Origin of the sequence: Xanthomonas campestris pv. campestris str. ATCC 33913 (genome assembly GCF_000007145.1) — a bacterium.
Lineage (GTDB): Bacteria > Pseudomonadota > Gammaproteobacteria > Xanthomonadales > Xanthomonadaceae > Xanthomonas > Xanthomonas campestris.
This window is the reverse complement of the sequence record NC_003902.1, coordinates 4,670,499-4,695,297: the sequence shown is the minus strand read 5'-3', so window position 1 is coordinate 4,695,297 and position 24,799 is coordinate 4,670,499. Positions and strand designations below refer to the sequence as shown.

The following is a 24,799-nucleotide window of genomic DNA, read 5'->3' as shown; positions in this document are numbered from 1 at the left end:
GACAGGCAAGGTTAATTAAGCAGTCGTGCATTTGTTAGCGCGGCTCTTAACAAGTCAACTTGCACTGCAGCATCGGCCGCGAGCCAATCGCGTCACACATCGTTCCAGCCTGCGCGGCATTGATCACCGTTGCCTGGCTACGCTTGGCCGTACCATCGGACGTTGCCGGCGCGCCGCTGCGTGCATCTTCCTTCCGAACTGGAGCATCTGATGATCGACCTGTACTACTGGCCCACCCCCAATGGCCACAAGGTCACCTTGTTTCTGGAAGAGGCCGGGCTGGCGTACACGCTCAAGCCGGTCAATATCGGCAAGGGCGCCCAGTTCGAGCCGGCCTTCCTGCAGATTTCGCCCAACAACAAGATGCCGGCCATCGTGGACCACGCACCGGCCGGCGGTGGCGCGCCGCTGAGCGTGTTCGAGTCCGGCGCGATCCTGCTGTACCTGGCCGAGAAGACCGGGCGCTTTCTGCCGCGCGACGCACGCGGCCGCATCGCGGCGCTGGAATGGCTGTTCTGGCAGATGGGCGGGCTGGGCCCGATGAGCGGCCAGATGGGCCACTTCACTGTCTATGCGCCGGAAAAGATTCCCTACGCGATCGAACGCTACAACGCCGAGGTGCGCCGGCTGCATGGCGTGCTCGACAAGCGCCTGGCCGAGCACGCGTTCCTGGCCGGCCCGGAATACGGCATCGCCGACATGGCCAGCTACCCGTGGATCGAAGTGTATGGCGACCTCAAGCCGGACTATGCCGCGTTCCCTCATGTGAAGCGCTGGCACGACGCCATCGCCGCACGCCCGGCCGCCCAGCGCGCGTACGCGTTGAAGGACAAGGTCAACCCGGATGCCGGCAAGCCGCTGAGCGAGGAAGAGCGCAAGCACCTGTTCGGCAAGCGCTGAGGCAAAGCGGTAGGAGCGGTCGCGCAACAGGACATGCGGCGAGAGCGGCGACTGTTGCAACTGCGCAGCAAGAATCAGCGCAAAACCGCATCAGCAAGTAACAAAGACAAGCAGCAACAGCAAGTAGCAACAGCAAGCAACAACAGCAAGCAACAACAGCAAGCAACATCAGGGGTTGGCAGCGGCACGCGCATACATCAACCGCGCACGACACAACCCGGCAGCTCGAGCCTCTCCCCCCCCGGGAGAGGGGTTGGGGTGAGGGTACGCAAGTGGCGCCAGACCCACCGCTCCCGCAACGTGCGCCGCATGAAAAAAGCGCGCCCCTCATCGGCAGCGCGCCAATTGCAGCCACCAGCCCACAGGCACCCCTGCTCGCCGGAAAGCAGCGCAACCACAACACCCCAGCACCACGCTGCAGCACTCGCGCACCGCCGCATACACAGCCCCTCATCGCACACACGCACCACCACCGTGCTTCTCAAATACTCCACGCGCCCGCATCCTTTGCGCTATCCCAAGACAGGATCTTCGATGCGCGCCCTGTTCGCCGCCCTTGCCCTCATGCTCAGCACCGTCCCCATGGCCCACGCCGAAAAACTCACTCTGGAGGCCATCACCGGCCCGTTGCCGTTGTCTGGCCCGACGCTGATGAAGCCCAAGGTCGCGCCTGATGGTTCGCGGGTGACCTTCCTGCGCGGAAAGGACAGCGACCGTAACCAGTTGGACCTGTGGGAATACGACATCGCCAGTGGCCAGACCCGGCTGCTGGTGGATTCCAAGGTGGTGCTGCCCGGCACCGAGACCCTGAGCGATGCCGAAAAGGCCCGCCGCGAGCGCCAACGCATCGCGGCCTTCGCCGGCATTGTCGATTACCAATGGGCGCCGGATGCGCACGCGCTGCTGTTCCCGCTGGGCGGCGAGCTGTATCTGTACGACCTGCGCAAGACCGGCAGCGCTGCGGTGCGCCAACTCACGCATGGCGAAGGCTTCGCCACCGATGCCAAGCTCTCGCCCAAGGGCGGCTTTGTCAGTTTCGTGCGGGCGCGCAATCTGTGGGTGATCGATCTTGCCAGCGGCAAACAACTGCAACTGACCCGCGATGGCAGCGACACCATCGGCAATGGCGTGGCCGAATTCGTCGCCGACGAAGAAATGGATCGCCACACCGGGTATTGGTGGGCACCGGACGATTCGGCGATCGCCTTCGCGCGTATCGATGAATCCGCCGTGCCCATCCAGAAGCGCCCGGAGGTCTACGCCGACCACACCGAGGTGATCGACCAGCGCTATCCGCAAGCCGGCCAACCGAATGTCACCGTGCAGCTCGGCGTGATCGTGCCGCGCGCGTCAGCAACGCCGCAGTGGATCGACCTCGGCAAGCAAGCGGACATCTACCTGGCGCGGGTGGACTGGCGCGATGCGCAGCGGCTGACCTTCCAGCGCCAGTCACGCGACCAGAAAACCCTGCAGCTGATCGAAGCCACGCTGGCCAGCGGCAAGCAGCGTGTGCTGATCACCGAGACCTCGCCAACCTGGGTGCCGCTCACCAACGATCTGCGCTTTCTCAAGGACGGCCGCTTTCTCTGGAACTCCGAGCGCAGCGGCTACGAGCACCTGTACGTTGCCTCTGAGGACGGCACCACGCTCACGCCGCTGACCTCCGGCGCCTGGGTGGTGGATGCATTGCTGGCGGTCGATGAGCAGGCTGGCCTGGTGTACTTCGCCGGCAGCAAGGACTCGCCGACGCAAACCCACATCTACGCGGTGGCACTGGGCGGCGGCGCCATCGAAAAACGCTCGGCATCCAACGGCACGCATGCGGCCAGCTTCGCCAACAACGCCAGCGTGTATGTGGATACGTGGTCCAACACCACCACGCAGCCGCAGATCGAACTGTTTCGCGCCAATGGCGAAAAGATCGCCACCTTGTTGCAGAACGATGTGGCCGACCCGCAGCATCCCTATGCCAAATACCGCCAGGCGCAGCGCCCGGTGGAATTCGGCACGCTCACTGCCGCCGATGGCAGCACGCCGTTGCACTACCGGCTGATCAAGCCGGCCGGTTTCGACCCGTCAAAACGCTATCCGGTCGTAGTGTATGTCTACGGCGGCCCGGCCGCGCAGACCGTGGTCGATGCCTGGCCCGGTCGTGGCGATGCGCTGTTCGATCAATACCTGGCGCAGCGTGGCTACGTGGTGTTTTCGCTGGACAACCGCGGCACCCCGCGGCGTGGCCGCGCGTTCGGTGGCGCGCTGTACGGCAAGCAGGGCACGGTGGAAGTGGACGACCAGTTGCAGGGCGTGGCGTGGTTGAAAGCGCAACGCTGGGTGGACGCGGCACGCATCGGCGTGCAGGGCTGGTCCAACGGCGGTTACATGACCTTGATGCTGCTGGCCAAGCACAGCGAGGCGTATGCCTGCGGGGTGGCGGGCGCACCGGTCACCGATTGGGGCCTGTACGACACCCATTACACCGAGCGCTACATGGACCTGCCTGCCGGCAACGCGGCCGGTTATCGCGAGGCACGCATCGCCACCCACCTGGATGGCCTGCGCGCCAAGCTGCTGCTGATCCACGGCATGGCCGACGACAATGTGCTGTTCACCAACTCCACCGCGCTGATGAGCGGCCTGCAACAACGCGGCACGCCATTCGAACTGATGACCTATCCCGGCGCCAAGCATGGGTTGTCGGGCAAGACCGCATTGCATCGCTACAAGACGGCAGAAGCGTTCCTGGCGCGTTGCCTGCAGCCCTGAGCACGCCGCCCCACGTTCGCCGTCGATAAGGAGCTCTGCGCATGTCCATGCCCCCATCGCTGCCGCATTCCGCAACACCGTCGCCACCGGCGAGGCGCGGCTGGTGGTCACGGCATTGGAAATGGGCGGTGCCGCTGCTGGCGCTGCTGTTGATCGTGGTCCTGGCCGTCTCCATCGGCGCGCTCGTGGCAGGCATCGCGCGCGTCATGAAATCGACCGAACCCTACCGTGTCGGCGTGTTGACGGCGCAACACGATCCGCGCGTTGCCACCGTACTCGGTGCGCCGATCGAAGACGGCTTCCTCCCCAGCGGCAACATCGCGACCAGCGGTGGTGGCGGACACGCCACCCTCAGCGTGTCGCTGCACGGAGCACGTGGCAACGGCACCCTGTATATCGAAGCCGAGCGCCATGCCGGGCAATGGCACTACACCAGCGTGCAGGTGGTTCCGGACGTCGGCGACACGATCGCATTGCTGGACGCCGTCACGGCTGCCGCCGGCCGGCCACGCGCGACCGATGCCGGGACTGATCCGGATATTGAAACGACCGACACTGTCGCGCCAGGAAAAGAACAACATCGGTAACGCGCGCTAGGCGCTCAGCGACGCACCTAGCCGTAGCGGTTCACATTTTGGTAGCGACGCTGCACGTTGTGACGGCGCACTGCATCTCACCCCACGGCCGCGGCCGCCGCCTGATCCGAGTTCGCCGGCCGTGACCTCCGGCAGGTTGCCGGCGCCGCGTGTGCCGCGTACGGTCGCGCATCTCCTGTTGGAAATCCGCCCGATGAAGCCTCTCGTGATTGCTGTCGCCCTGGCGCTCGGCGCCTCCCTGCCACTGCACGCGCAAAACAGTCCTGCCACCACCGGCACCACCAGCGCACCCGCCACTCCGGCATGGGTCAAGACCAGCAACGGCTACGCGCAACTCCTGCTGAGCGCCCAGGCACCGTTCCAGCCGGAATACGCCAGTTTCTTCGGCGTGCCCGGCTACGACGATCAGGTGGTCGATCTGGGTCCGAACAACGCAAAGCGCTACCGCGAGGCGATGGCCACCGCGCGCACCGCGCTGCAGGCCAAGCTGGCCAGCGAGCGCGATCCCAACGTGCGCCAGGACCTGCAGATCATGATCGGTGCGGCCACCGACAACATCGAAGGCAGCGAGCTCAACGAGCGCTACCTGCTGCCATGGAACGATGCGCCGCAGCTGGTCTTCAGTGGCCTCAACGGGTTGTTGTCCGACCAGACCGCGCCGGATCGCCGCGCCAAGGCGCTGGACCGTCTCAAGCGCTACGTGGGCTTGGTCCCGGGCACCACTCCGACCACCACCCTGGCGCGCCAGCGCTACGAGGAGCAGCTGGGCAACAAGACCTTGCTGCAGCCGACCGAGCGCGAGGTCGAGCAGGCCTTGGCGAACGTGGACACCTATGTGGCCGGCATCGGCGAGTTGTTTGCCAAGTACAAGATCGCCGGCGCCGACGAGGCGCTCAAGGCCATGTCCACCCAGCTCAAGGACTACGCCAGCTGGACCCGCAGCACCGTGCTGCCGAAGGCGCGCAAGGACACCCGCCTGCCCGAGCCGCTGTATGCCTACCAGCTCAAGCAGGTGGGTATCGACATCGCGCCGCAGCAGCTGATCCAGCGCGCGCAGCTGGAGTTCATGGAAACCCGCTCGGCGATGCGCCAGCTCGCGCCGCTGGTGGCCAAGGCCAAAGGTGTGCAGGGTGAGGACTACGTTCAGGTGATCCGCGCGCTCAAGCGCAACACCATTGCCGATGACCAGCTGGAAACCCACTACCGCGGCGTGATCGACCAGATCGACCCGATCATCCGCCAGCAGCGCATCGTCGATGTGCCCAAGCGGCCGATGCAGATGCGCCTGGGCAGTGCTGCCGAAAGCGCCGCGCAGCCGGCGCCGCACTTCCTGCCCGCACCGCTGATCGGCAACACCGGCCAGCAGGGCCAGTTCGTGCTGCCGCTGGGCAACCCCAGCGCGGAGGGTGGCAAGAAGGAACAGTACGACGACTTCAACTTCGGCTCGGCCGCCTGGACGCTCAGCGCCCACGAAGGCCGCCCGGGGCACGAACTGCAGTTCACTGCGATGGTGGAGCGCGGCGTGTCGCTGGCGCGCAGCATGTTCGCCTTTAACTCCGTCAATGTCGAAGGCTGGGCGCTATATGCCGAAGCCGAGATGGTGCCGTACGAACCGCTCGACGGGCAGCTAATCGCTTTGCAGTTCCGCCTGCTGCGCGCCGCCCGCGCCATGCTCGACCCAATGCTCAACCTGGGCCTGATCGACCGCGAACGCGCCCGCCAGGTGCTCGAAGACGACGTCGGCCTGTCGACCGCCATGACCCGCCAGGAACTGGACCGCTACACCGTTCGCGCCCCCGGCCAGGCTGGCAGTTATTTCTACGGTTACACCCGCATCCTGGAACTGCGCATGCGCACCGAACTGGCCCTGGGCAAGAAGTTCGACCGCCTGGCCTTCAACAACTTCCTGCTCGACCAGGGCCTGCTGCCGCCAGACCAGCTGGCCCAGGCGGTGGAAAAGCAGTTCATTCCAGCGCACGCCAATAGAGGCAGGGCCGCTACAGAATTCAGCAAGCCCTGATTTTCTGTTGCTCGATATCCTGGTGCGCTCTTCAAGCTAGCCAGGAATATCAACTGCTTCGGTGCCTGAGCACTGCAAAAAACCGACAGCCGTTGAAAGAGATGCGCATGTGCAGATGCCCGTTAGCGCATCTTAGTAAGAGGCCGTCCCTGGACTAGCGAGGCGAAGTTTCCGCTCCATACCGCCTGGGCTGGATTCAATGCTTGAACGGCACCATGTCCGCAGGCTTTTTGCCCTTCCACTCGCCCGTCTTGTTTGCCTTCGGGCAGACATTGACGTACTGGAAATAAGCCGTAAACGCACGTTGTGACCAACCCTTGCAGTAATTCGTATCCGCAGTTGTCGGAAACGGGCAATAGGGCACAACAGGTTTTATCGTGGCCTGGATGGGATCCAGCGGTGCCCAATGGTGGTCCGGGTCCGCACAGCCGTCTGAGCAGAAAAGGAAAGGATCATCCATGCGGCATACCAGCGTGACACCCTTGGTCTGCGCTGCTGCCTGTCCAGCGAAGCATCCCGCCAACATCAACATCCCTATCAAGCTTTTCATGGCTATTCCTTAGGTGATTGAGATCAAGGGTTGCGCTCTGCCAAAAGCTAGTGATGTCTTGCAAGTCGCTAGCAAAACCATCGCCTGGCCGGCTCAACCTGTCCGTCGGCGGAGGATACTGCATCCGGTTTGGGGTTTCACCAGGGGCTGGCGCACCGTCTGCGGTCGGCCACAAACCGATTAAAAATGACCAGCGTCTAGCTAACTCTGGCCATTTCCTTGATTTAAAAGCACCGCGAGCAGCCAGAGATTCAGTGCTCTGGCCGCCGCTCCGGTCGCGCCTCATCGCCTGTCCCCGCAGGCACCCAGATCGCCATACCAGCCGCGCGTTTCTGCGTAGTCGGGATCCCGATCCCCAGGCCACCACCGACGCGTCCGCCGTAGCTGCCGCCGCCCACCGACAAGCCGCCGCCGGAGCGTTCGGAGCCTACGCCGACGATGATCACGCCGTTGGCGCCGAGCTTGGCGGCTTCGCGCTTGAGCCGCATGACGGCGGCATCGGTCTGGCCCTGGGTGCCGAAGCCGGCTGCGCTGGTGGATTCGAGCTGGGCGATCTCCACCGAGCCGACCGGGGCGTTGGAATACACCTGGACCTGCGCCGGGTCTATCGGTGCACGCGCCTGACCCAGCATGACCTTGGAGCTGCTGGCGCAGCCGGCCAGGAGCATGGCGAGCCCAGCGGCGATGACGACATGCTTGTTCATGGTGAAGCCCCCTGTTGAACGACAGTGACTGCGATGATCCGGCGCCCGCACTGAATCGCGCCGGACTTTGCCGCACCCTAGCCATGCCCATGTGAGGCTGCTGCCAAGCCGCCATTGGTCAGGGTGACCACCTGCCCACTGCGTCTTGGCGAACGCGGCGCTAAGCTCAGGCCTTCTATGAATGGCGAGGTGACACGTGGGATTGATCAGCCTGCTGTGGGGCATTGTGGCGCTGCTGTGGATGGTTCTGGCCTTTATCCCCTTGTTGGGTTGGGGCAACTGGTTCCTGATTCCGTTTGCGGCCTTTGGTGCGCTGATCGCGGCGATCGCGCTGCTGTTTACCTCGGTCGGCAACCGCGGGCGTGCCAAGACCGGCTTGCTGCTCAATGCCGTGGTGATCGTGGTCGGGGTGATCCGCCTGGGCTTGGGCGGTGGGGTGATCTGACCCGTTGCAGTGCTGCGACACAGCGTCGCAGCACGTCCAGCGACAGATGGCGGGCGTAAACTTACCGACTGCTGACAGGAGCCCACGATGGCCCACCCCCACTACCGTCCCCGCCGCATGCGCCACGATGCGTTTTCGCGCCGGTTGATGCGCGAGAACACGTTGACCACCGACGATCTGATCTGGCCGGTGTTCGTGCATGAGTTGCCAGGGCGCGCGCCGATTGCCTCGATGCCCGGCGTCGAACGTCTGTCGCTTGACGAGTTGCTGCGCGAGGCGGAAAACGCGCTGGAACTGGGCATCCCGGTGATCGATCTGTTCCCGGTGATCGACCCCGCCGGCAAGAGCCTGGACGCGGCCGAAGCCTGGAATCCGGACGGCCTGGCGCAGCGCGCGGTGCGTGCGCTCAAGGCGCGCTTTCCCGAGCTGGGCATCATGACCGACGTGGCGCTGGATCCGTACACCACCCACGGCCAGGACGGTTTGATCGACGCCAAGGGTTATGTACTCAACGAGATCACCGTCGAGGCGTTGGTGAAGCAATCGCTGTCGCATGCGCAGGCGGGCGTGGACATCATTTCGCCCTCGGACATGATGGACGGGCGTATCGGTGCGATCCGCCGCGCGCTGGATGCCGACGACCATCTCAACGTGCGCATCATGGCGTATTCGGCCAAGTACGCCTCCGCGTTCTACGGCCCGTTCCGCGATGCGGTGGGCAGCGCCGGCAATCTCGGCAAGGCCGACAAGACCACCTATCAGATGGACCCGGCCAACAGCGACGAGGCCATGCGCGAGATCGCGCTGGACCTGGAAGAGGGCGCGGACATGGTGATGGTGAAGCCAGGCATGCCGTATCTGGATGTGGTGCGGCGGGTCAAGGAAGAGTTCCGCGTGCCGACCTTCGCCTACCAGGTCAGCGGCGAGTACGCGATGTTGAAGGCCGCCAGCGCCAATGGCTGGCTGGACGAACGCAAGTGCGTGCTGGAAGCGCTGATGGCGTTCAAGCGCGCCGGTGCCGATGGCGTGCTGACCTACTTCGCGCCGCAGGTGGCGCGCTGGCTGCGCGAGGACTAAGCGCAGCCCTAAGTGCACGAACAGGCGCCTGCGGGCGCCTTTTTTTATGTGGTGAGCGGTTGAATGCGGTGCGCGGCGCTCCCGCGCCTGCGCAACTGCGATAACGATTCTCATCTACAATGGCAAGCCATCTGCTTCAGGCTGCTCGCGCGTGTTCAAGACGGTTGTGTTCCAACTGCACTGGTTGCTGGGCATCACTGCCGGGCTGGTGCTTTCCGTCATGGGACTGACCGGCGCGCTGATGTCCTTCGAGAACGGGATCGTGCGCCTGGCCAACCCGGCCATCGCGCAGCTGGCCGAGCGGCATGCCGCCGGGCAGGCGCCACTGCCCGTGGATGCGCTGGTGCGCCGGCTCGACCTGGCGCCGGGGCAGGGCATCACCCGCATGCTGATCGACCCGACCGGTGGGCGCCCGTCCACGGTGCGTCTGGCCGGCAAGCCCGGCGGCCGTGTGTATTTCGATCCCTACACCGGCGCGCGCGTGGGCGCGCCACGGCTGAGCGGGGCATTCGCCTTTATCGAAGACCTGCACCGGCATCTCACCGCCGGCGAGCGCGGCCAGGCCATTACCGGCGCCAGTACGCTGGTCCTGCTGTTCTTCTGCGCCTCGGGCCTGTATCTGCGCTGGCCGCGTCGCTGGTGGAGCCTGCGGACCTGGTGGGCGGTGGAATGGCGGCGGCAGGGGCGCAGTTTTCTGTGGAGCCTGCATGCGGTGTTCGGCACCTGGTGCCTGCTGGTGTATCTGCTGATTGCCTTGACCGGGCTGACCTGGTCTTACACCTGGTACCGCGACGGCATGGTGGCGCTGCTGGGTACTGAGCCGGCGATGCGCGGCGATGGACGCGGGCACCGGCCGCCCCCGGTGGATTTCGCTCGTGTGCAGCGCACCCTCGACGGGATCGCGGGAACCCGCAGCGCGGCGATGGATCTGCGCATTCCCACCCGCGCCGGTCAGCCGCTGAGCGTGCGTTTCCTGCCGGATGCGCCTGCGCATGATCGCGCCTACGACAACCTGGAGCTGGATGCGCACAGCGGCGTGCTGTTGCGGCGCCAGGACTACGCCCGCCTGCCGCTTGGCCAGCAACTGTTGGTGAGCATGTTCCCGCTGCATTCGGGCAGTTTCTTCGGCCTGCCTGGGCGCATCGTGGTGCTGCTGGCCAGTGCGGGCATGTCGGTGTTCTTCGTGACCGGCTGGATGCTGTATCTGGATCGCCGGCGCAAGAAGCGCGAGCTGCGCGCAGCGCGCGAGGTGCTGCAGAGCGCGCCGCCCGCCTCGCAGGCCGCGCCGTGGCTGATCGGGTTTGCCAGTCAAAGCGGATTTGCCGAGCGGCTGGCCTGGCAGGCGGCCGGCCATCTGCAATCGGCCGGGGTACCGGTGCAGGTGCGCTCGCTGGCACAACTGGATGCGGCGCAACTGCAGCAGTCGCGGCATGCGCTGTTTGTCATCAGCACCTTCGGTGACGGCGAGCCGCCGGATGCGGCGCGCGGATTCGAGCGCGAGATGCTGCGGCAGACACTGGCATTGCCACAGCTGGCCTACGCAGTGCTGGCATTGGGCGACCGGCAGTACGCGCGGTTTTGCGGGTTTTCGCGGCGTATCGAACAGTGGCTGGAGGCGCAGGGCGCACGTGCGCTGTTCCCGGCGGTGGAAATGGACCAGACCGATCCGCAGGCCCTGGCGCAATGGCACGCGCAGCTGGCGCAGGTCAGCGGCGCGCCGCTGGCGGCCGTGCCGCTGGCACGCCCGGCGCTGATGGACTGGCCGGTGCGGTCGCGGACCCAGCTCAATCCAGGCAGCGTGGGCGCACCGATCTGGCAGGTGGACCTGCAACCGCCGGCAGGGGCGCAGTGGTTGGCCGGCGACATCCTGGAAGTGCAACCTGCGCATGCCGACGCCGCCGTGCGCGCCTGCCTGCAAGCTTGGGGCTTGGCGGCCGATGCGCTGGTGCATGTGGACGCGCAATTGCTGCCGCTGCACCAGGCCGCCGCCGAACGCGTGCTGCCCGAGCCGCCTGCGCAGCCGCCGGTGCCCGGCACGGTGGCGCAGGCCTGGCTCGATGGCTGCGCGTGGCTGCCGACGCGTGACTATTCCATCGCCAGCGTGCCCGCCGATGGCAGCGCGCAGGTGGTGGTGCGGCTGACCACGCGCGCCGATGGCAGCCCGGGCCTGGGCTCTGGCTGGCTGGTCTGCCATGCGCCGCTGGGCGCACCGGTGCGCGCACGCCTGCGCACCAATCCCGGCTTCCACCGTGTGGACGGTGCGCCGCTGGTGCTGATCGGCAATGGCACCGGCATTGCCGGATTACGCGCGTTGTTGCGCGACGCCGAGCTGGCGGGCGTGCACGGCCACTGGCTGCTGTTCGGCGAACGCCATCGCGCGCACGACCGCTTGTTCGGCGATGAATTGCAGGCCTGGCAGGCCGCCGGACACCTGCAGGAACTGGATTGGGTGTTCTCGCGCGACCAGGCCGACAAGCGCTATGTGCAGCACCGTCTGCGCGAGCGCGGCGAGGCGCTGCGGCACTGGATCGACCGCGGCGCCGTCATTTATGTGTGCGGCAGCCTGGACAGCATGGCGCGTGAGGTGGATGCGGCCCTGCGCGAGATCCTGGGCGAGACGCGGCTGGAGTTACTCACTGCCGCCGGCCGGTATCGACGCGACGTGTATTGAGTGCAGTCTGCAGGCGTATCTTGCGCGGCGACACGGGAGGCCAAGCGCATTGGTATCTGAAGTGACGAGCAGCGTCGATGGATCGAACGTGCTTCAGGCAAACCTCATCTGCGCTGGCAGCATGGCGATGACATCGACATCGACATCGACATCGACATCGACATCGCCATCGCCATCGATATCGGAAAAGCCAACACCGCCATTCCCACGTGCATTGAGAGGATGGCGTCCCACGCAGCGTGCGCACCAAGCCAACGCCTGGAAACAGGCGACCTGATGTTCTCGACCAGCATAGGGTTGGGTGGTGTCAACCTGCCTGCCCTCGTGGCGAGACGCCGCGGCCGCGCAACCAAACTTGCCGTTGGCTAAAACCGTGCCAGTTCGACGGCCCGACTACCCGATCAAGCTCGCCGCAAGACGGTCAACGCAGCATCACCTGACGCAGCGCACCACCGCACCGGTTCAACTCACCGACACCCCGTCTCGCCATCTACCACCGGTGCCTTCATCCGGTAGATATCCAGCTGGCCGGCGCGCGGCGCGCGGGCGCTGCCGGTCACCAGCAGTTCGCCGGGCTTTGCTGCGTCCACCACTGCGCCAAAGGTGCGTTCCTGCGGGCCGTTGAACGACAGCGGCAGCGGCTGGCCCTGGCCGTAGTGGCCGCCCTTGCAGGCAGCCAGCAACAGCTGACTCGGGCCTGCGGACGTGCCGCGCGCCCATACCAGTGCGCGGCCATCGCCCAGCCAGGCCGCGTCGCGTTCGTCCGCGGCGCTGTTGACCTCGCCCAGGGCTGCCGGGGCGATGAAGGCGGAGCCGTTCCAGTGCGCGACGAACAGATCCAGGCCGCCGGCACCGCCATGGCCGTCGCTGGCGAACAGCAGTGCGGTGCCGTCCAGCGACAGTGTCGGTGCGGTCTCGTTGCTGCGGTTGTTGATCGCCGGGCCCAGCGATTGCACCGCACCCAGTTGCCCTTGCGCGTCCACCGGCACGCGATACAGATCGCTCCCACCGACGCCACCGGCGCGCGTGGAGGCGAACAGCAACCAGCGCCCGTTGGCACTGAACACCGGCGTGGTCTCGTCCTGCGCCGTGTTCAACGGCAGCGACGTGGCCTGCTGCCAGCGTCCGCCGACCAGCTGCGCCTGCCACAGGTCCCAGCCACCCGCGCCGCCTGCCCGATCGCTGGCCCAGACGATGCGCTGGCCGTCGGGGCTGAGCGTGGCGCGTGCCTCGTTGGCGGGCGTGGAGACCACGCCCATGCCCTCGATGCCGAATTCGGCAAGTCCCGAAGCAGACGGGACGAAGAGTAAACTTGCCGCCAGCGCGAGCAGCGTCACTCGAAGTTGCATGGGGTGTTCCTGCCTGAGTCGCGCCCAGTCTAGTCAACCCAGAGAGCGTTTCATGCCCGTATCCCGTTATGCCGTGTTCGGACACCCCGTCGCCCATTCGCTGTCGCCGGCCATCCATGCCGACTTCGGGAAGCAGACCGGCATCGCGCTGGACTACACCGCCATCGACGCCGCGCCGGAGGAATTCACCGCCGCGCTGGAGCGCTTCGCGGCCGACGGTGGCAAGGGCGCCAACGTGACCCTGCCGCTGAAGGAAGCCGCGTTCGCCCTGTCGGCGAGCCTGAGCGACCGCGCGCGCGTGGCTGGTGCGGTGAACACGCTGGTGCGCAACGACGGCCAGTGGCAGGGCGACAACACCGATGGCGCCGGCCTGGTGCGTGACCTCACCGAGCGGCACGGCCTAGATCTGCGCGGCCGCCGCGTGCTGCTGCTGGGCGCCGGCGGTGCCGCACGCGGCGTTGCGCCGGCGCTGCTGGAGGCCGGCATCACCGAGATGGTGGTGGTGAACCGCTCGCCCGAGCGCGCCGATGCGCTGTGCGATGCGCTGGGCGAACCCGGGCGCGTGGTGTCGCGCTATCTGGAAGACCTGCGCGAGCTGGGCGACTTCGAGCTGATCGTCAATGCCACCGCTGCCGGCCGCGATCGCGACGCCGGTGCGTTCGCGCTGCCGCTGGGCCTGGTCAACAGCCTCACTGCGGCGGTGGACCTCAATTACGGCGCCACCGCCATCGCCTTCCTTGCCTGGGCACGTTCGGCGCAGTGCCGCTACGCCATCGACGGCCTGGGCATGCTGGTCGAGCAGGCCGCGGAAAGCTTTGCGCTGTGGCACGGCGTGCGCCCGCAGACCGACCCGGTGTACGACGCGCTGCGTGCGCGCGACGCCGTGTTGGTCAGCGCCGACTGAGCGCGTTGCGATGACCACCACCGATCTGCTGTTGTCCATCGTCACCAGCCTGCTGTCGCGGGTGCCGGTGCTGATTGCCCTGGTGCTGGGCCTGGTGCTGGTCTGGCGCACGCCGCCGGTGGCGGCACGCCGGGCCGCGCTGGCGGCGCTGTGGTTGCTGCTGGCCTGCTCGGTGGCCGAAGTCACGATCCAGGCGGTGGCGTTGTGGTTGATGCAGCAGGGCAGCGTGGCGCGCATCTCGATGGTGATGAGCGTGTCGCGGCTGGTGCTGGTCAGCGTGCAGGGTGTCGCGCTGGGCGTGCTGGTCTGGACCCTGGCCAGTAGCCTGCAGCGGGCGCGGCCTACGCCGGAAGCGTTGCAGTGATTCCGCTCAAGGCGATCGCGTTGATCCTGGTGGGGCTGGTCTGTGCCGGGCAGGGCGGTTGGACGCTGCTGCACCCGGAGCGGCTGGCCACGGTCAACCGCGGCGGCCTGCTGTACGAACGCTTCGGGCCAAACGGCGTGGGCGTGGGCATGCTGGTGATGGGCCTGGCGATGCTGGTGATCGGCCTGGTCTGGGCCCGCTACGCCTGGCCGCGCCGCGTCTGAAACGGGCGAGTGGCAGTCAGGCGAGCGGCAGTCACAGGAGGTGATCGCGCCCGAACCGGCGGCACGCCGGCCCGGTGGCACGTGGTGCTTGGGCCCGCGGCAGCGCGTGCCTGATCGCGCCACCCCTGCACTTTGCCCAGCGGTTCAGCCGGCGCGCGGCGCGGTCGCAGGCGCTGCGTCGGTCCGTGCGAAAATAGCGCGATGAGTGACATTGCCACACCGGCCGCCCCGTCGGCGCCCGTTCCTACCCAGCGCACCCTGACCGAGCCGGTCAAGGCCGGCATCCGCGAGGCCTACGCCAAGCTGCAGGCCAATACACCCGGCTTCGCCACCCGCCGCGCGCAGAGCCAGATGATCGGCCTGGTGTCACGCGCGCTGGCCACCTCCGGCGGCATCGGCGTGGCCGAGGCGCCGACCGGCGTGGGCAAGAGCCTGGGCTATCTGACCGCCGGCGTGCCGATCGCGCTGGCCACCAAGAAGAAGCTGGTGATCAGCACCGGCACGGTCGCACTGCAATCGCAGTTGGTGGAACGCGACATCCCCGCCTTCCTCAAGGCCACCGGCCTGGAGGCGACCGTCGCGCTGGCCAAGGGCCGCACCCGGTACCTGTGCACGCGCAACGCCGCCGAGCTGGAGGGCGAAACCAGCCAGAACGGCATGTTCGAAGACGAGCAGGTGCTGTACGACCGCCCGCTCAGCCCGGCCGACGTCGACCTGGCCAAGCGGTTGGCCAAGGCCTACGCCGCACGCACCTGGAACGGTGACCTGGACGACGCCCCCGAGCCGGTGTCGGTGCCGCTGCGCATGCGCGTCACCACGCCGGCCTCCGGCTGCGCCGGACGTCGCTGCAGCTATGCGGCGCAGTGCCCGGTGCTCAAGGCGCGCACCGATGTGCGCGAGGCGCAGATCGTGGTCACCAATCACGCCTTGCTGCTGTCGTCGCTGTCGCTGGGCGATGCCGAGAACGGCCAGCCGCTGATTGCGCCGCCGTCGGACATGTTGCTGGTGCTCGACGAAGGCCATCACATTGCCGGCGTGGCGATCGACCAGGGCGCGGCCAACCTGCCGCTGGACGACATGGCCAAGCGCACTGGCCGCATGCAGATCCTGATCGCCGCCGCGTATCGCGCGGTGGACAAGGACAAGATCGGCAACCTGCTGCCCAGCGAAGCCATCGAAGTGGCCGCGCGCGTGTCCAAGTTGCTCAAGGCGTTTCATACCGAAGTCGAACGCGTCTGGAAGCCCGAACCCGGCGAGCGCGATCCGTTGTGGCGTGCGCCCAACGGCAAGCTGCCGCCGCAATGGGGCCCGGCGATCGAAGAACTGGGCGAGGAAACCCGCGCGCTGTTCAACTGGGTACACGCCGCACACGGCACCGTGGCCAAGGGCAAGCAGGACGATGCCGCGCGCGAGCGTCTGCAGCGCAGCCTGGGCATGGCGCTGGAAATGGCCGAGCAGCAGCACAATCTGTGGAGCGGTTGGCGCCGCGAAGACAAGGACGGCCAGCCGCCGATGGCGCGCTGGATCACGCTCTCGCGCGATGGCGATCTGATCTGCCATTGCTCGCCGGTCTCCGCCGCCCAGGTGCTGCGCACCCTGCTGTGGAACGAAGTCGATTCGGTGGTGATGACCTCGGCCACGCTGACCGGCGGCGGCGATTTCCAATCCTTCGCCATCGACAACGGCTTGCCCGACCATGCCGAAATGGCCTCGCTGGCCTCGCCGTTCGATCTGCCCAATCAGGCCGAATTGATCGTGCCCAATTTCCCGGTGACCCCCGACGATCGCGAAGGCCATCCGAAGGAAGTCGCCAAGTATCTGGTGCGCGAACTGGACTGGGCCGCCAAGGGCAGCATCGTGCTGTTCACCTCGCGCTGGAAGATGGAAAAGGTTGCCGACCTGCTGCCGCTGGCCCAGCGCAACCGCGTGCTGGTGCAGGGCGAAGGCAACAAGTCGCAACTGATCACCGAACATCTGCGCCGGATCGCGGCAGGCGAGGGCTCGGTGCTGTTCGGCTTGAACTCCTTCGGCGAAGGTCTGGATCTGCCCGGCGAAGCCTGCACCACGGTGGTGATCACCCAGGTGCCGTTCGCCGTGCCCACCGACCCGCAAACCTCCACCTTGAGCGAGTGGCTGGAAAGCCGCGGCCACAACGCGTTCAACCTGATCGCCATCCCGCACGCACTGCGCACGCTCACCCAGTTTGCCGGCCGTTTGATCCGCAGTTCCAACGACCACGGTCGCGTCATCATCCTCGATTCGCGCCTGCTCACACGCCGCTATGGCAAACGCATTCTCGATGCGCTGCCGCCGTTCAAGCGGGTGATCGGGCGCTGAGCTGGGTGTAAGTGCATCGGTCTGCGCGCTTGATGGATGCGCGCAGCGCGCAGTGCACCTGATGGATGCGCGATGCCAAGCACATGCACATCCACGCACCCACACTGCTGCTTGGCGAGGTGGACGTGAGCTAGTCTCGCGTGCAGCCATGGTGATCATTGTGGCATCAGTGGCAGCTGGCAGGCGTGTCTTGAGGTGATGCAGGAGAGACCGCCTGCTGCCATGCAGGAGGCGAGCAGCCTGCTGGAGCGTGCGTCTCGCAAGCGCACCGCATGTCGCTGTCGCGCGTTTGAGAAATGCGGTGCCTGCTTCGTTATTCGAACGCACGCCCGCGTATCGCTGCCTTGATCAGGCCTGCCAAGTAAGCCACCGTCTTGACCAAGCCGCGCGCGTGCAGCGCAGCATTCATAGCGCGCAGCGCACGCAACGCACGGCAGCCGCCGACCATCGCCGCGAGATGCTCAACGCAAAGACGAAGCATGCAGCGACGATCTGCAACACGCTGCCGATGCATTTGGCGATGCATATCACGCTACGCAGTCATCATCATGTTCCCCTATCGCAGCGATCAGAACTAACGACTTCTCACGCATCAGCTGGCTAGCCATGATTCAGCACCTTCAACTCGAGCTGACGCCATGCGCCCTGGATCCCTCATGGTGCTAGCCCTGCTAGCCCCCACGCTGATCGCCCCGCCGGTCTTCGCCCAATCCGTCCTGACCCGCGACAACGGCGCCAAGGTCGGCGACAACCAGAATTCGCAGACCGCCGGTGCCACCGGCCCGACGTTGCTGCAGGACGTGCAACTGATCCAGAAGCTTCAGCGCTTCGATCGCGAGCGCATTCCCGAGCGCGTGGTGCATGCGCGCGGCACCGGCGTCAAAGGCGAGTTCACCGCCACTGCCGATCTGTCCAACCTGACCAAGGCCAAGGTGTTCAGCGCCGGCGAAAAGACCCCGGTGTTCGTGCGGTTCTCCTCGGTGGTGCATGGCAACCATTCGCCGGAAACGCTGCGCGACCCGCACGGCTTCGCCACCAAGTTCTACACCAGCGAAGGCAACTGGGATCTGGTCGGCAACAACTTCCCCACCTTCTTCATTCGCGATGCGATCAAGTTCCCCGACATGGTCCACGCGTTCAAGCCGGATCCGCGCACCAACCTGGACGATGATTCGCGTCGTTTCGATTTCTTCTCGCACGTGCCCGAATCCACCCGCACGCTGACCCTGCTGTATTCCAATGAAGGCACCCCGGCCGGCTATCGCTTCATGGATGGCAACGGCGTGCACGCCTACAAGCTGGTCAACGCGCAAGGCGAGGTGCATTACGTCAAGTTCCACTGGAAGACGCTGCAGGGCATCAAGAATCTCGACCCCAAGCAGGTCGCCGCGGTGCAGGCCAAGGACTACAGCCATCTGACCAACGATCTAGTCGGTGCGATCAAGAAGGGCGACTACCCGAAGTGGGACCTGTACGTGCAGGTGCTCAAGCCGGACGACCTGGCCAAGTTTGACTTCGACCCGCTCGATGCCACCAAGATCTGGCCGGATGTGCCGGAGCAGAAGGTTGGCCAGATGGTGTTGAACAAGAACGTCGACAACTTCTTCCAGGAGACCGAACAGGTCGCGATGGCGCCGGCCAATCTGGTGCCGGGTATCGAACCGTCGGAAGACCGCCTGCTGCAGGGCCGTATCTTTTCGTACGCCGACACGCAGCTGTACCGCATCGGTACCAATGGCCTGAGCCTGCCGGTCAACCGTCCGCGTGTGGCCGTCAACAATGGCAACCAGGACGGCGAAGCCAACACCGGGCACACCACCAGCGGCGTGAACTACGAGCCGAGCCGTCTTGAACCGCGTCCGCAGGACACCGCCGCCCGTTACAGCGAGCTGCCGTTGTCGGGCACCACCCAGCAGGCCAAGATCACCCTCGAGCAGAACTTCAAGCAGGCCGGTGAGTTGTATCGGTCCTACAGCAAGAAGGATCGCGCCGATCTGGTGCAGAGTTTTGGCGAGTCGCTGGCCACCACCGACACCGAGAGCAAGCACCTGGTGCTGTCGTTCCTGTACAAGGCCGACCCCGAGTACGGCGCAGGCGTCACCCGCGTGGCCAAGGGCGATCTGGCACGCGTGAAGCAGCTCGCGTCGACCCTGCAGGACTGATCCACCCGACGGCATCGCGGCGCCATGCCGCGGTGCCGTCCTTCGTTTCGGGAGAGCGAGATGCGCACTCTGTTGTTTCTAGCGTGGTCGGCGTTGGCCGTAACCGCCAACGCTGCCTCGCCGGCACCGGTCGCGGCCAAGGCGCCGACCGCGGCGGCAACGCCTGCACAGATCAAGACACAGCTGCAGACCTACTTCTTCGACGCCGCGCGTGAGGGGCGTCAGGACATGCTGGGCGAATTCATCCGCTCGCATTACGACCTCAATACGCGCGACGAAAAGGGTTACACCGCGTTGATCCTGGCCGCGTATCACGGCCAGGCCCCGGCAGTGGAGCAGTTGCTGCAGGCCGGTGCGGACCCGTGCGCGCAGGACAAGCGTGGCAATACCGCGCTGATGGGCGCGATCTTCAAGGGCGAGCTGGCCATCGCCAAACGGCTGATGCAGGCCGACTGCGCACCGGACCAGCGCAACAATGCCGGCCAGACCGCGGCGATGTACGCCGCGCTGTTCCAGCGCACCGACGTGCTCAAGGATCTCGCCGCCAAGGGAGCGGACCTGAGCATCAAGGATGCGCAGGGCAATGAAGTGACCAAGCTGCAACGCGGCGAATTCGCCACCGCGCCGGCACGCTGAAGGCGCAGCAGCGCTTCAGCGTGCGAGAGGGCGCTCGTTCGTGTGCTTGCCGAACGATCCCGCAGGCGGACTTCGGGGTTGGTGATGTCGTCCCGCCCCCGCAACACGCCAGGCGACAGCCAGGGATGAGGGTCCCTGCTGCTGGCTCCTCTTTGCACCGTTGCAATGATCTGGCGCTCCGGCATAGACATCCACGGTGGCGCGCAGCCCGTCGACCACCCCGATTTCCGCCGACCAAATCTCACCAGCAACACCGTCGGTTTTCCGCCGCACGTGCGTTGGAATGCCGACACGCGTGGTCGTTTTTCTGCGCTGCTGTCAGGGAATTTCTGACGCGCAAACCCTTGCACGCCAAGGGTTTGACATTTATCTGAGCGCTCGCTGACTTGCGAAAAAAGCGGCGATAAAAACCTCAAAAAATCCTTCAAGAAAGGTCGGCGAACGCCGATGCTGGAGCTATCGCACCCTGGAACACCCGGACCATGAAGCTCGATCCCTCCATCCCGTTTCTGATGTCCCTGCTGGCCATGGTGCTGTGCACCGCGACAGCTGTCGTGGCCCTGGTGTTCGGTCAGGTGCATCTGCTGGCCAAGTCGTGGAGCTTCTACACCGTGATGGGCACCGCCCTGATCACGCTGGTCGCCTCGTACCACGCACTCGGCAAGCCGCTGAGCGTTGAAGAACGCGCCAGCATCCGCAGCTGAGGCGGATGGTGATGGGGGAGCGCCGCAGCGCTCACCCCGGTAGCGGACGAAAGAAGCTCCGCTCGTCACTGATGATGCACCGCGTGTGCTCGGCATACGCAAACGCCGCCAGGCACTCGGCGTCCTCTAGTGAAGCGCTCCGATAGCGCTCGTACGCGGCAAGCGACGCTGTTGTTCGCCCTTCGGACGGCAGCAAGTCGCCATGATGCTGGCCGCCACAGCGCGTCACCAGCGGGATCCACAAGCGCGCGTACTGTTCGAACTCGGCCAGCAGGTAGGGTCGATCACATAGCGCAGCGAACAGCTGATTCTCGAGCAGGGCCCGACAGCAAGGGGCGCCAGCATGCACGCCGCGCTGCCGCAGATTCAGCGCCTGCCGTGTAAGCTGTTGATCCTGCTCCGCATTCCAGGCCGCCGGTTGCGCGGCCCATCGTCGATGACTCTGCCCCCTCCCGCTGCGTACGCCGATTCCCTGCGTCTGTCCGTCGCCCCGATGATGGACTGGACCGACCGTCATTGCCGGGTCTTCCACCGGCTGCTGGCGCCGTCGGCGCGGCTGTACACGGAAATGGTGCACGCCAATGCGGTGATCCATGGCGATCGCCAGCGCCTGATCGGCTTCGATGCGGTCGAGCATCCACTGGCCCTGCAACTGGGCGGCAGCGATCCCGCGTTGCTCGCCCAGGCGGCGCAGATCGCCCAGGCGTGGGGTTATGACGAGATCAATCTCAATTGCGGCTGCCCGTCCGATCGGGTGCAGGCCGGGCGCTTTGGCGCCTGCCTGATGCGCGAGCCGGCGCTGGTGGCGGATTGCGTCGCGGCCATGTGCGCGGCCACCGCCCTGCCGGTTACGGTCAAGTGCCGCCTGGGTGTGGACGACGATGACGACTACGCCGTGTTTGCCGGCTTCATCGACCAGGTGGTCGGCGCCGGCGCCGCCATGGTGGTGGTGCACGCGCGCAACGCCTGGCTCAAGGGCCTGTCGCCGAAAGAGAACCGCGAAGTCCCGCCGTTACGGTACGACTGGGCCTACCGCCTCAAGCAGGAGCGTCCGGCCTTGCCGGTGGTGCTCAATGGCGGCATCGCCAGCGTCGAGGCCTCCCTGGCACATCTGCAGCACACCGACGGAGTGATGCTGGGCCGGGCCGCCTATCACGACCCGTACGTGCTGCATCAGCTGGAGGCGGCCTTGTCCGGGCGCCCCGAGCGCGCGCGCGCAGACCTGCTGCAGGCCTACCAGCCCTACGTGCAGGCGCAACTGGATCAGGGGCTGGCCCTGAAGCACATGACCCGGCACATCCTCGGCTTGTTCCACGGGCAGCCCGGCGGCCGGGTGTTCCGCCAGGTGCTGAGCGAGGGCGCCCATCGCCCCGGCGCGGGTTGGGAGCTGGTGGAACAGGCGTCACAGCGCACCGACGATCAGGCGCGGCGTATTGCTGCCTGAACAGTCAGTACCTCCAAGACGAAAGTTCGGCCCGGTTTTTGCAATCTTTCGGGCATGGGCAGCTGCTGTACGGTTGAGGCATGCCAGCGGCATGCGCCATCGCGATTGCGCCAGCTATCCACTCCAGTCCTTTCCCGGAATTGCCGTCTAGATGTTCATTTCACTGAATGGCGTTAACACCGAGCTAAAAAGTTCAGATCGGATTCACCCCGAAAAATCAAGAATTTGGCTCGATTTCTGCGGCTGGCATTGGTGTGACACGGTGCCGGTTTCACGAATTTTGAATGTTTCTGAACAACCCGCTAGGATTCATCCGTGACCCAGCCCTTCCACACGTCCCGTCGTCTCGCCCTGGTGGCCCTCTGGGTTGCTGTGGTCGCGCCGTCCGCGTGGGGCCAGGGATATCCGATGGCGCAGGCCGGTCGCGAAGGCGTTGGCCCGCGCGACAGCCGCTCTTTCTCGGACACCATTCGCCGCGTGCAGCGGTCTACCGGTGGACAGATTCTTGGTGCGGAGAGTGTTCCGTTTGGCGATAGCCGGCTGACGCGCGTCAAGTACATGGACGAACGCGGCCGCGTGCATATCGTCTACCACCCCGAAGGCGGGCAAGGCGGACCACCGCCTGCCAATGCACGCAGCCCGGCACCATCTCCGTCCGACGCGCCGCCACCACCACGCGCCGATCACCAGTAAGCGCAGATACTTCTGCGTTCAGTGACATAAATCCCCTGGCCTGTGGCCACACAACGTAAGTAGGGAGAGTGCATGCGTATCCTTTTGGTCGAAGACGAAGCTCCGCTGCGCGAGACCCTTGCCGCGCGCCTGAAGCGCGAAGGCTTTGCTGTTGACGCTGCACAGGACGGCGAAGAAGGTCTCTACATGGGCCGTGAAGTGCCGTTCGATGTCGGCATCATCGACCTGGGCCTGCCCAAGATGTCGGGCATGGAACTGATCAAGGCGCTGCGCGACGAGGGCAAGAAATTCCCCGTGCTGATCCTGACTGCGCGTTCGAGCTGGCAGGACAAGGTCGAAGGCCTCAAGCAGGGTGCCGACGATTACCTGGTCAAGCCGTTCCACGTCGAAGAGTTGCTGGCGCGCGTCAATGCGCTGCTGCGTCGTGCGGCTGGCTGGAGCAAGCCGACCCTGGAATGCGGCCCGGTGGCCCTGGATCTTGCTGCGCAGACGGTGAGCGTCAACGGCGCCAATGTGGATCTGACCAGCTACGAGTACAAGGTGCTGGAATACCTGATGATGCATGCCGGCGAACTGGTCTCCAAGGCCGACCTCACCGAGCATATCTATCAGCAGGATTTCGACCGCGATTCCAACGTGCTGGAAGTGTTCATCGGCCGGCTGCGCAAGAAGCTTGACCCGGATGGTGAGTTGAAGCCGATCGAGACCGTGCGTGGTCGCGGTTACCGCTTCGCCATCCCGCGTACGGAAGGCTGAGTCAGCACAGCGGCGATCGGCCAGTGTCGGGACGTTCCAAGTGGTATCGGCGCTGGCGGCCGCGCTCGTTGCAGGCCCGCCAGCTGCTGGCCGCCAGCCTCAGTCTGGTGGCCTTTCTGGCCTTGGCTGGCTACGCCCTCGACGTGGCGTTCGCCGACACCGCAGAGAAGAATCTGCGTGAGCGGCTGAAGAACTACGCCAACGCCTACACCTACAACATCGACTTCGTCCGCGATGGCTCGCTGTATCTCGGCGGCCAGCCGCCGGACCCGCGCTTCGACGTGCCGGGCGGCGGCCTGTATGTGGAAGTGGTGCGACCTGACGAAAGCTATACGTCCGTATCGGCCGAAGGGCCGAGCATTCCGCATGGCCGCATGCTGGAGCCGCGGCAGGAAGAATTCATCGGCCCGCTGGAAATGACCCAGATCGACGGCAGCCCTGGGCAGGTCTATCGCTACGGTCTGGGCGTGAGCTATGTCGAGCGCGAGAACGGCGGCGAGATCCCGTACACCATTTATGTGATGGAAGATGCGCGCTCGATGGGCGCGCAGTTGCGCGTGTTCCGCGGCGCGGTGTGGTTCTACCTGGGCAGTGCCGGTGTGGTGCTGTTGGTGCTGCAGGCCTTCATCCTGCAGTGGAGCCTGCGCCCGCTGCGGCGAGTGATCAACGAGCTGACCAAGGTGCAGCGCGGCGAGATCCAACGCATGAGCGAACAGCATCCGCGCGAGCTCGAACCGCTGACCGAAAGCATCAACGCCTTCATCGAAAGTGAGCGCGACAACCTGGATCGCCAGCGCAACACGCTGGCCGATCTGGCGCATAGTTTGAAAACGCCGCTGGCGGTGCTGCGCACCCAATTGGACAGCGGCGCCTCCGAGCGCGATCTGCACGAAGAAATGGACGTGCAACTGCGCCGCATGAATGATCTGGTGTCCTACCAGTTGGCGCGCGCTGCTTCCAGCGGCCACAAGCTGTTTGCCGCGCCATTGCCGATCGAGCCGACCGCCGAGGAAATCGTGCGTGGCCTGGAAAAGGTCTACGCGGCCAAGGGCGTGTTGTGCGAATTCGATATTTCGCCCGATGCGCGTTTCCACGGCGAGCCTGGTGACTTGCAGGAGCTGTTGGGCAACCTGCTGGAGAACGGCTTCAAGTGGGCGCGCAGCCGCGTGCTGCTGACCGCGCAGCCGGGCCCGACCACGGGCAGCCGCCGCGCCGGCATGATTCTGTCGGTGGAAGACGATGGCCCCGGCATTGCGCCGGAAGATGTGGCCAAGATCCTGCAGCGCGGTGTGCGTGGCGATGAGCGTGTGCAGGGCCATGGCATCGGCATGTCGATCGTGCAGGACCTGATCAAGGCCTACCGCGGCGAGCTGCAGGTGCTGCGCTCGCAGGAGTTGGGCGGCGCACGCTTCGAAGTCACCCTGCCGCCAGGCTTGTAACTGACACCCACGGTCGCATGAACCCGTTGCGACTGCCGCGCGGCGCACCGACAACCGTTTA

At 65.7% G+C, this 24,799-nt stretch carries 23 protein-coding genes; 19 read left to right on the top strand and 4 right to left on the bottom strand.

All coding sequences use genetic code 11. From position 1 onward, the window contains the following. Positions 1 to 210 precede the first annotated feature (210 nt). From XCC_RS20550 to XCC_RS20535, 4 genes are all read left to right on the top strand, one after another. Positions 211 to 900, top strand: a complete 690-nt coding sequence (locus XCC_RS20550) for a glutathione binding-like protein (protein ID WP_011039034.1) — start codon at positions 211 to 213, stop codon at positions 898 to 900. 534 nt (positions 901 to 1,434) lie between these two features. After that, on the top strand, positions 1,435 to 3,663 hold the full coding sequence (locus XCC_RS20545; RefSeq protein ID WP_019238082.1) for a S9 family peptidase: 2,229 nt from the start codon (positions 1,435 to 1,437) through the stop codon (positions 3,661 to 3,663). A gap of 41 nt (positions 3,664 to 3,704) precedes the next feature. Further along, positions 3,705 to 4,250, top strand: coding sequence for a cytochrome c oxidase assembly factor 1 family protein (locus XCC_RS20540; protein ID WP_011039032.1), 546 nt, complete (start codon positions 3,705 to 3,707; stop codon positions 4,248 to 4,250). A gap of 202 nt (positions 4,251 to 4,452) precedes the next feature. Continuing rightward, positions 4,453 to 6,279 (top strand): DUF885 domain-containing protein, encoded by a 1,827-nt coding sequence (locus XCC_RS20535; RefSeq protein WP_029217010.1) that lies wholly within the window; start codon positions 4,453 to 4,455, stop codon positions 6,277 to 6,279. Between the two features lie 196 nt (positions 6,280 to 6,475). Here XCC_RS20535 and XCC_RS20530 read toward each other — a convergent pair whose 3' ends face one another. Beyond that, entirely contained in the window at positions 6,476 to 6,829 is a 354-nt protein-coding gene (locus XCC_RS20530) for a hypothetical protein (protein WP_011270063.1), read from the bottom strand. 251 nt (positions 6,830 to 7,080) lie between these two features. Next, a complete protein-coding gene (locus XCC_RS20525) occupies positions 7,081 to 7,533 on the bottom strand; it encodes a hypothetical protein (RefSeq protein WP_011039030.1) in 453 nt (150 codons plus the stop codon). Between the two features lie 202 nt (positions 7,534 to 7,735). Here XCC_RS20525 and XCC_RS20520 point away from each other — a divergent pair, with 202 nt between their 5' ends. The 3 genes from XCC_RS20520 (at position 7,736) to XCC_RS20510 (ending at position 11,726) form a co-directional block, all read left to right on the top strand. Then, positions 7,736 to 7,978 (top strand): hypothetical protein, encoded by a 243-nt coding sequence (locus XCC_RS20520; RefSeq protein WP_012439524.1) that lies wholly within the window; start codon positions 7,736 to 7,738, stop codon positions 7,976 to 7,978. Between the two features lie 87 nt (positions 7,979 to 8,065). Beyond that, on the top strand, positions 8,066 to 9,055 hold the full coding sequence (hemB, locus tag XCC_RS20515) for a porphobilinogen synthase (protein ID WP_011039028.1): 990 nt from the start codon (positions 8,066 to 8,068) through the stop codon (positions 9,053 to 9,055). 151 nt (positions 9,056 to 9,206) lie between these two features. Then, entirely contained in the window at positions 9,207 to 11,726 is a 2,520-nt protein-coding gene (locus XCC_RS20510; protein ID WP_011039027.1) for a PepSY domain-containing protein, read from the top strand. Positions 11,727 to 11,819: 93 nt separating this feature from the next. Here the strand turns inward: XCC_RS20510 and XCC_RS20505 are convergent, their stop codons facing one another. Beyond that, positions 11,820 to 11,960, bottom strand: coding sequence for a hypothetical protein (locus XCC_RS20505; RefSeq protein ID WP_162490365.1), 141 nt, complete (start codon positions 11,958 to 11,960; stop codon positions 11,820 to 11,822). Between the two features lie 233 nt (positions 11,961 to 12,193). After that, complete coding sequence (locus XCC_RS20500) at positions 12,194 to 13,075, bottom strand: TolB family protein (protein WP_011039026.1); 882 nt, start codon at positions 13,073 to 13,075, stop codon at positions 12,194 to 12,196. A gap of 52 nt (positions 13,076 to 13,127) precedes the next feature. Here XCC_RS20500 and aroE point away from each other — a divergent pair, with 52 nt between their 5' ends. The 12 genes from aroE to XCC_RS20435 all read left to right on the top strand — a co-directional run bounded on the left by aroE (position 13,128) and on the right by XCC_RS20435 (position 24,738). After that, on the top strand, positions 13,128 to 13,979 hold the full coding sequence (gene aroE, locus XCC_RS20495) for a shikimate dehydrogenase (protein ID WP_011039025.1): 852 nt from the start codon (positions 13,128 to 13,130) through the stop codon (positions 13,977 to 13,979). Between the two features lie 10 nt (positions 13,980 to 13,989). Then, a complete protein-coding gene (locus tag XCC_RS20490) occupies positions 13,990 to 14,343 on the top strand; it encodes a hypothetical protein (RefSeq protein ID WP_012439519.1) in 354 nt (117 codons plus the stop codon). Continuing rightward, positions 14,340 to 14,567, top strand: coding sequence for a hypothetical protein (locus tag XCC_RS20485; protein WP_019238084.1), 228 nt, complete (start codon positions 14,340 to 14,342; stop codon positions 14,565 to 14,567). Before XCC_RS20490 ends, XCC_RS20485 begins: the two co-directional genes overlap by 4 nt. A 201-nt stretch (positions 14,568 to 14,768) precedes the next feature. After that, positions 14,769 to 16,904 (top strand): ATP-dependent DNA helicase DinG, encoded by a 2,136-nt coding sequence (gene dinG / locus XCC_RS20480; RefSeq protein ID WP_011039022.1) that lies wholly within the window; start codon positions 14,769 to 14,771, stop codon positions 16,902 to 16,904. A gap of 656 nt (positions 16,905 to 17,560) precedes the next feature. After that, a complete protein-coding gene (gene katB / locus XCC_RS20475) occupies positions 17,561 to 19,066 on the top strand; it encodes a catalase KatB (RefSeq protein ID WP_019238085.1) in 1,506 nt (501 codons plus the stop codon). 60 nt (positions 19,067 to 19,126) lie between these two features. Continuing rightward, positions 19,127 to 19,702 carry an ankyrin repeat domain-containing protein gene (locus tag XCC_RS20470; protein ID WP_011039020.1) on the top strand — a complete coding sequence of 192 codons (576 nt, stop codon included), beginning with the start codon at positions 19,127 to 19,129 and terminating at the stop codon, positions 19,700 to 19,702. A 165-nt stretch (positions 19,703 to 19,867) separates the two neighbouring features. Then, positions 19,868 to 20,035: a hypothetical protein gene (locus XCC_RS20465; RefSeq protein WP_154727161.1), complete on the top strand. Its 168-nt coding sequence runs from the start codon at positions 19,868 to 19,870 to the stop codon at positions 20,033 to 20,035. Between the two features lie 149 nt (positions 20,036 to 20,184). Continuing rightward, on the top strand, positions 20,185 to 20,406 hold the full coding sequence (locus XCC_RS20460) for a hypothetical protein (RefSeq protein ID WP_014506215.1): 222 nt from the start codon (positions 20,185 to 20,187) through the stop codon (positions 20,404 to 20,406). Positions 20,407 to 20,842: 436 nt separating this feature from the next. Next, positions 20,843 to 21,850 (top strand): tRNA dihydrouridine(20/20a) synthase DusA, encoded by a 1,008-nt coding sequence (gene dusA / locus XCC_RS20450; protein WP_011039017.1) that lies wholly within the window; start codon positions 20,843 to 20,845, stop codon positions 21,848 to 21,850. A gap of 372 nt (positions 21,851 to 22,222) precedes the next feature. Then, positions 22,223 to 22,543 carry a hypothetical protein gene (locus XCC_RS20445; protein WP_223648076.1) on the top strand — a complete coding sequence of 107 codons (321 nt, stop codon included), beginning with the start codon at positions 22,223 to 22,225 and terminating at the stop codon, positions 22,541 to 22,543. Positions 22,544 to 22,615: 72 nt separating this feature from the next. Then, positions 22,616 to 23,299, top strand: coding sequence for a response regulator transcription factor (locus XCC_RS20440; RefSeq protein WP_002808458.1), 684 nt, complete (start codon positions 22,616 to 22,618; stop codon positions 23,297 to 23,299). Positions 23,300 to 23,367: 68 nt separating this feature from the next. Continuing rightward, complete coding sequence (locus XCC_RS20435; protein WP_029217011.1) at positions 23,368 to 24,738, top strand: ATP-binding protein; 1,371 nt, start codon at positions 23,368 to 23,370, stop codon at positions 24,736 to 24,738. Positions 24,739 to 24,799 lie beyond the last annotated feature (61 nt).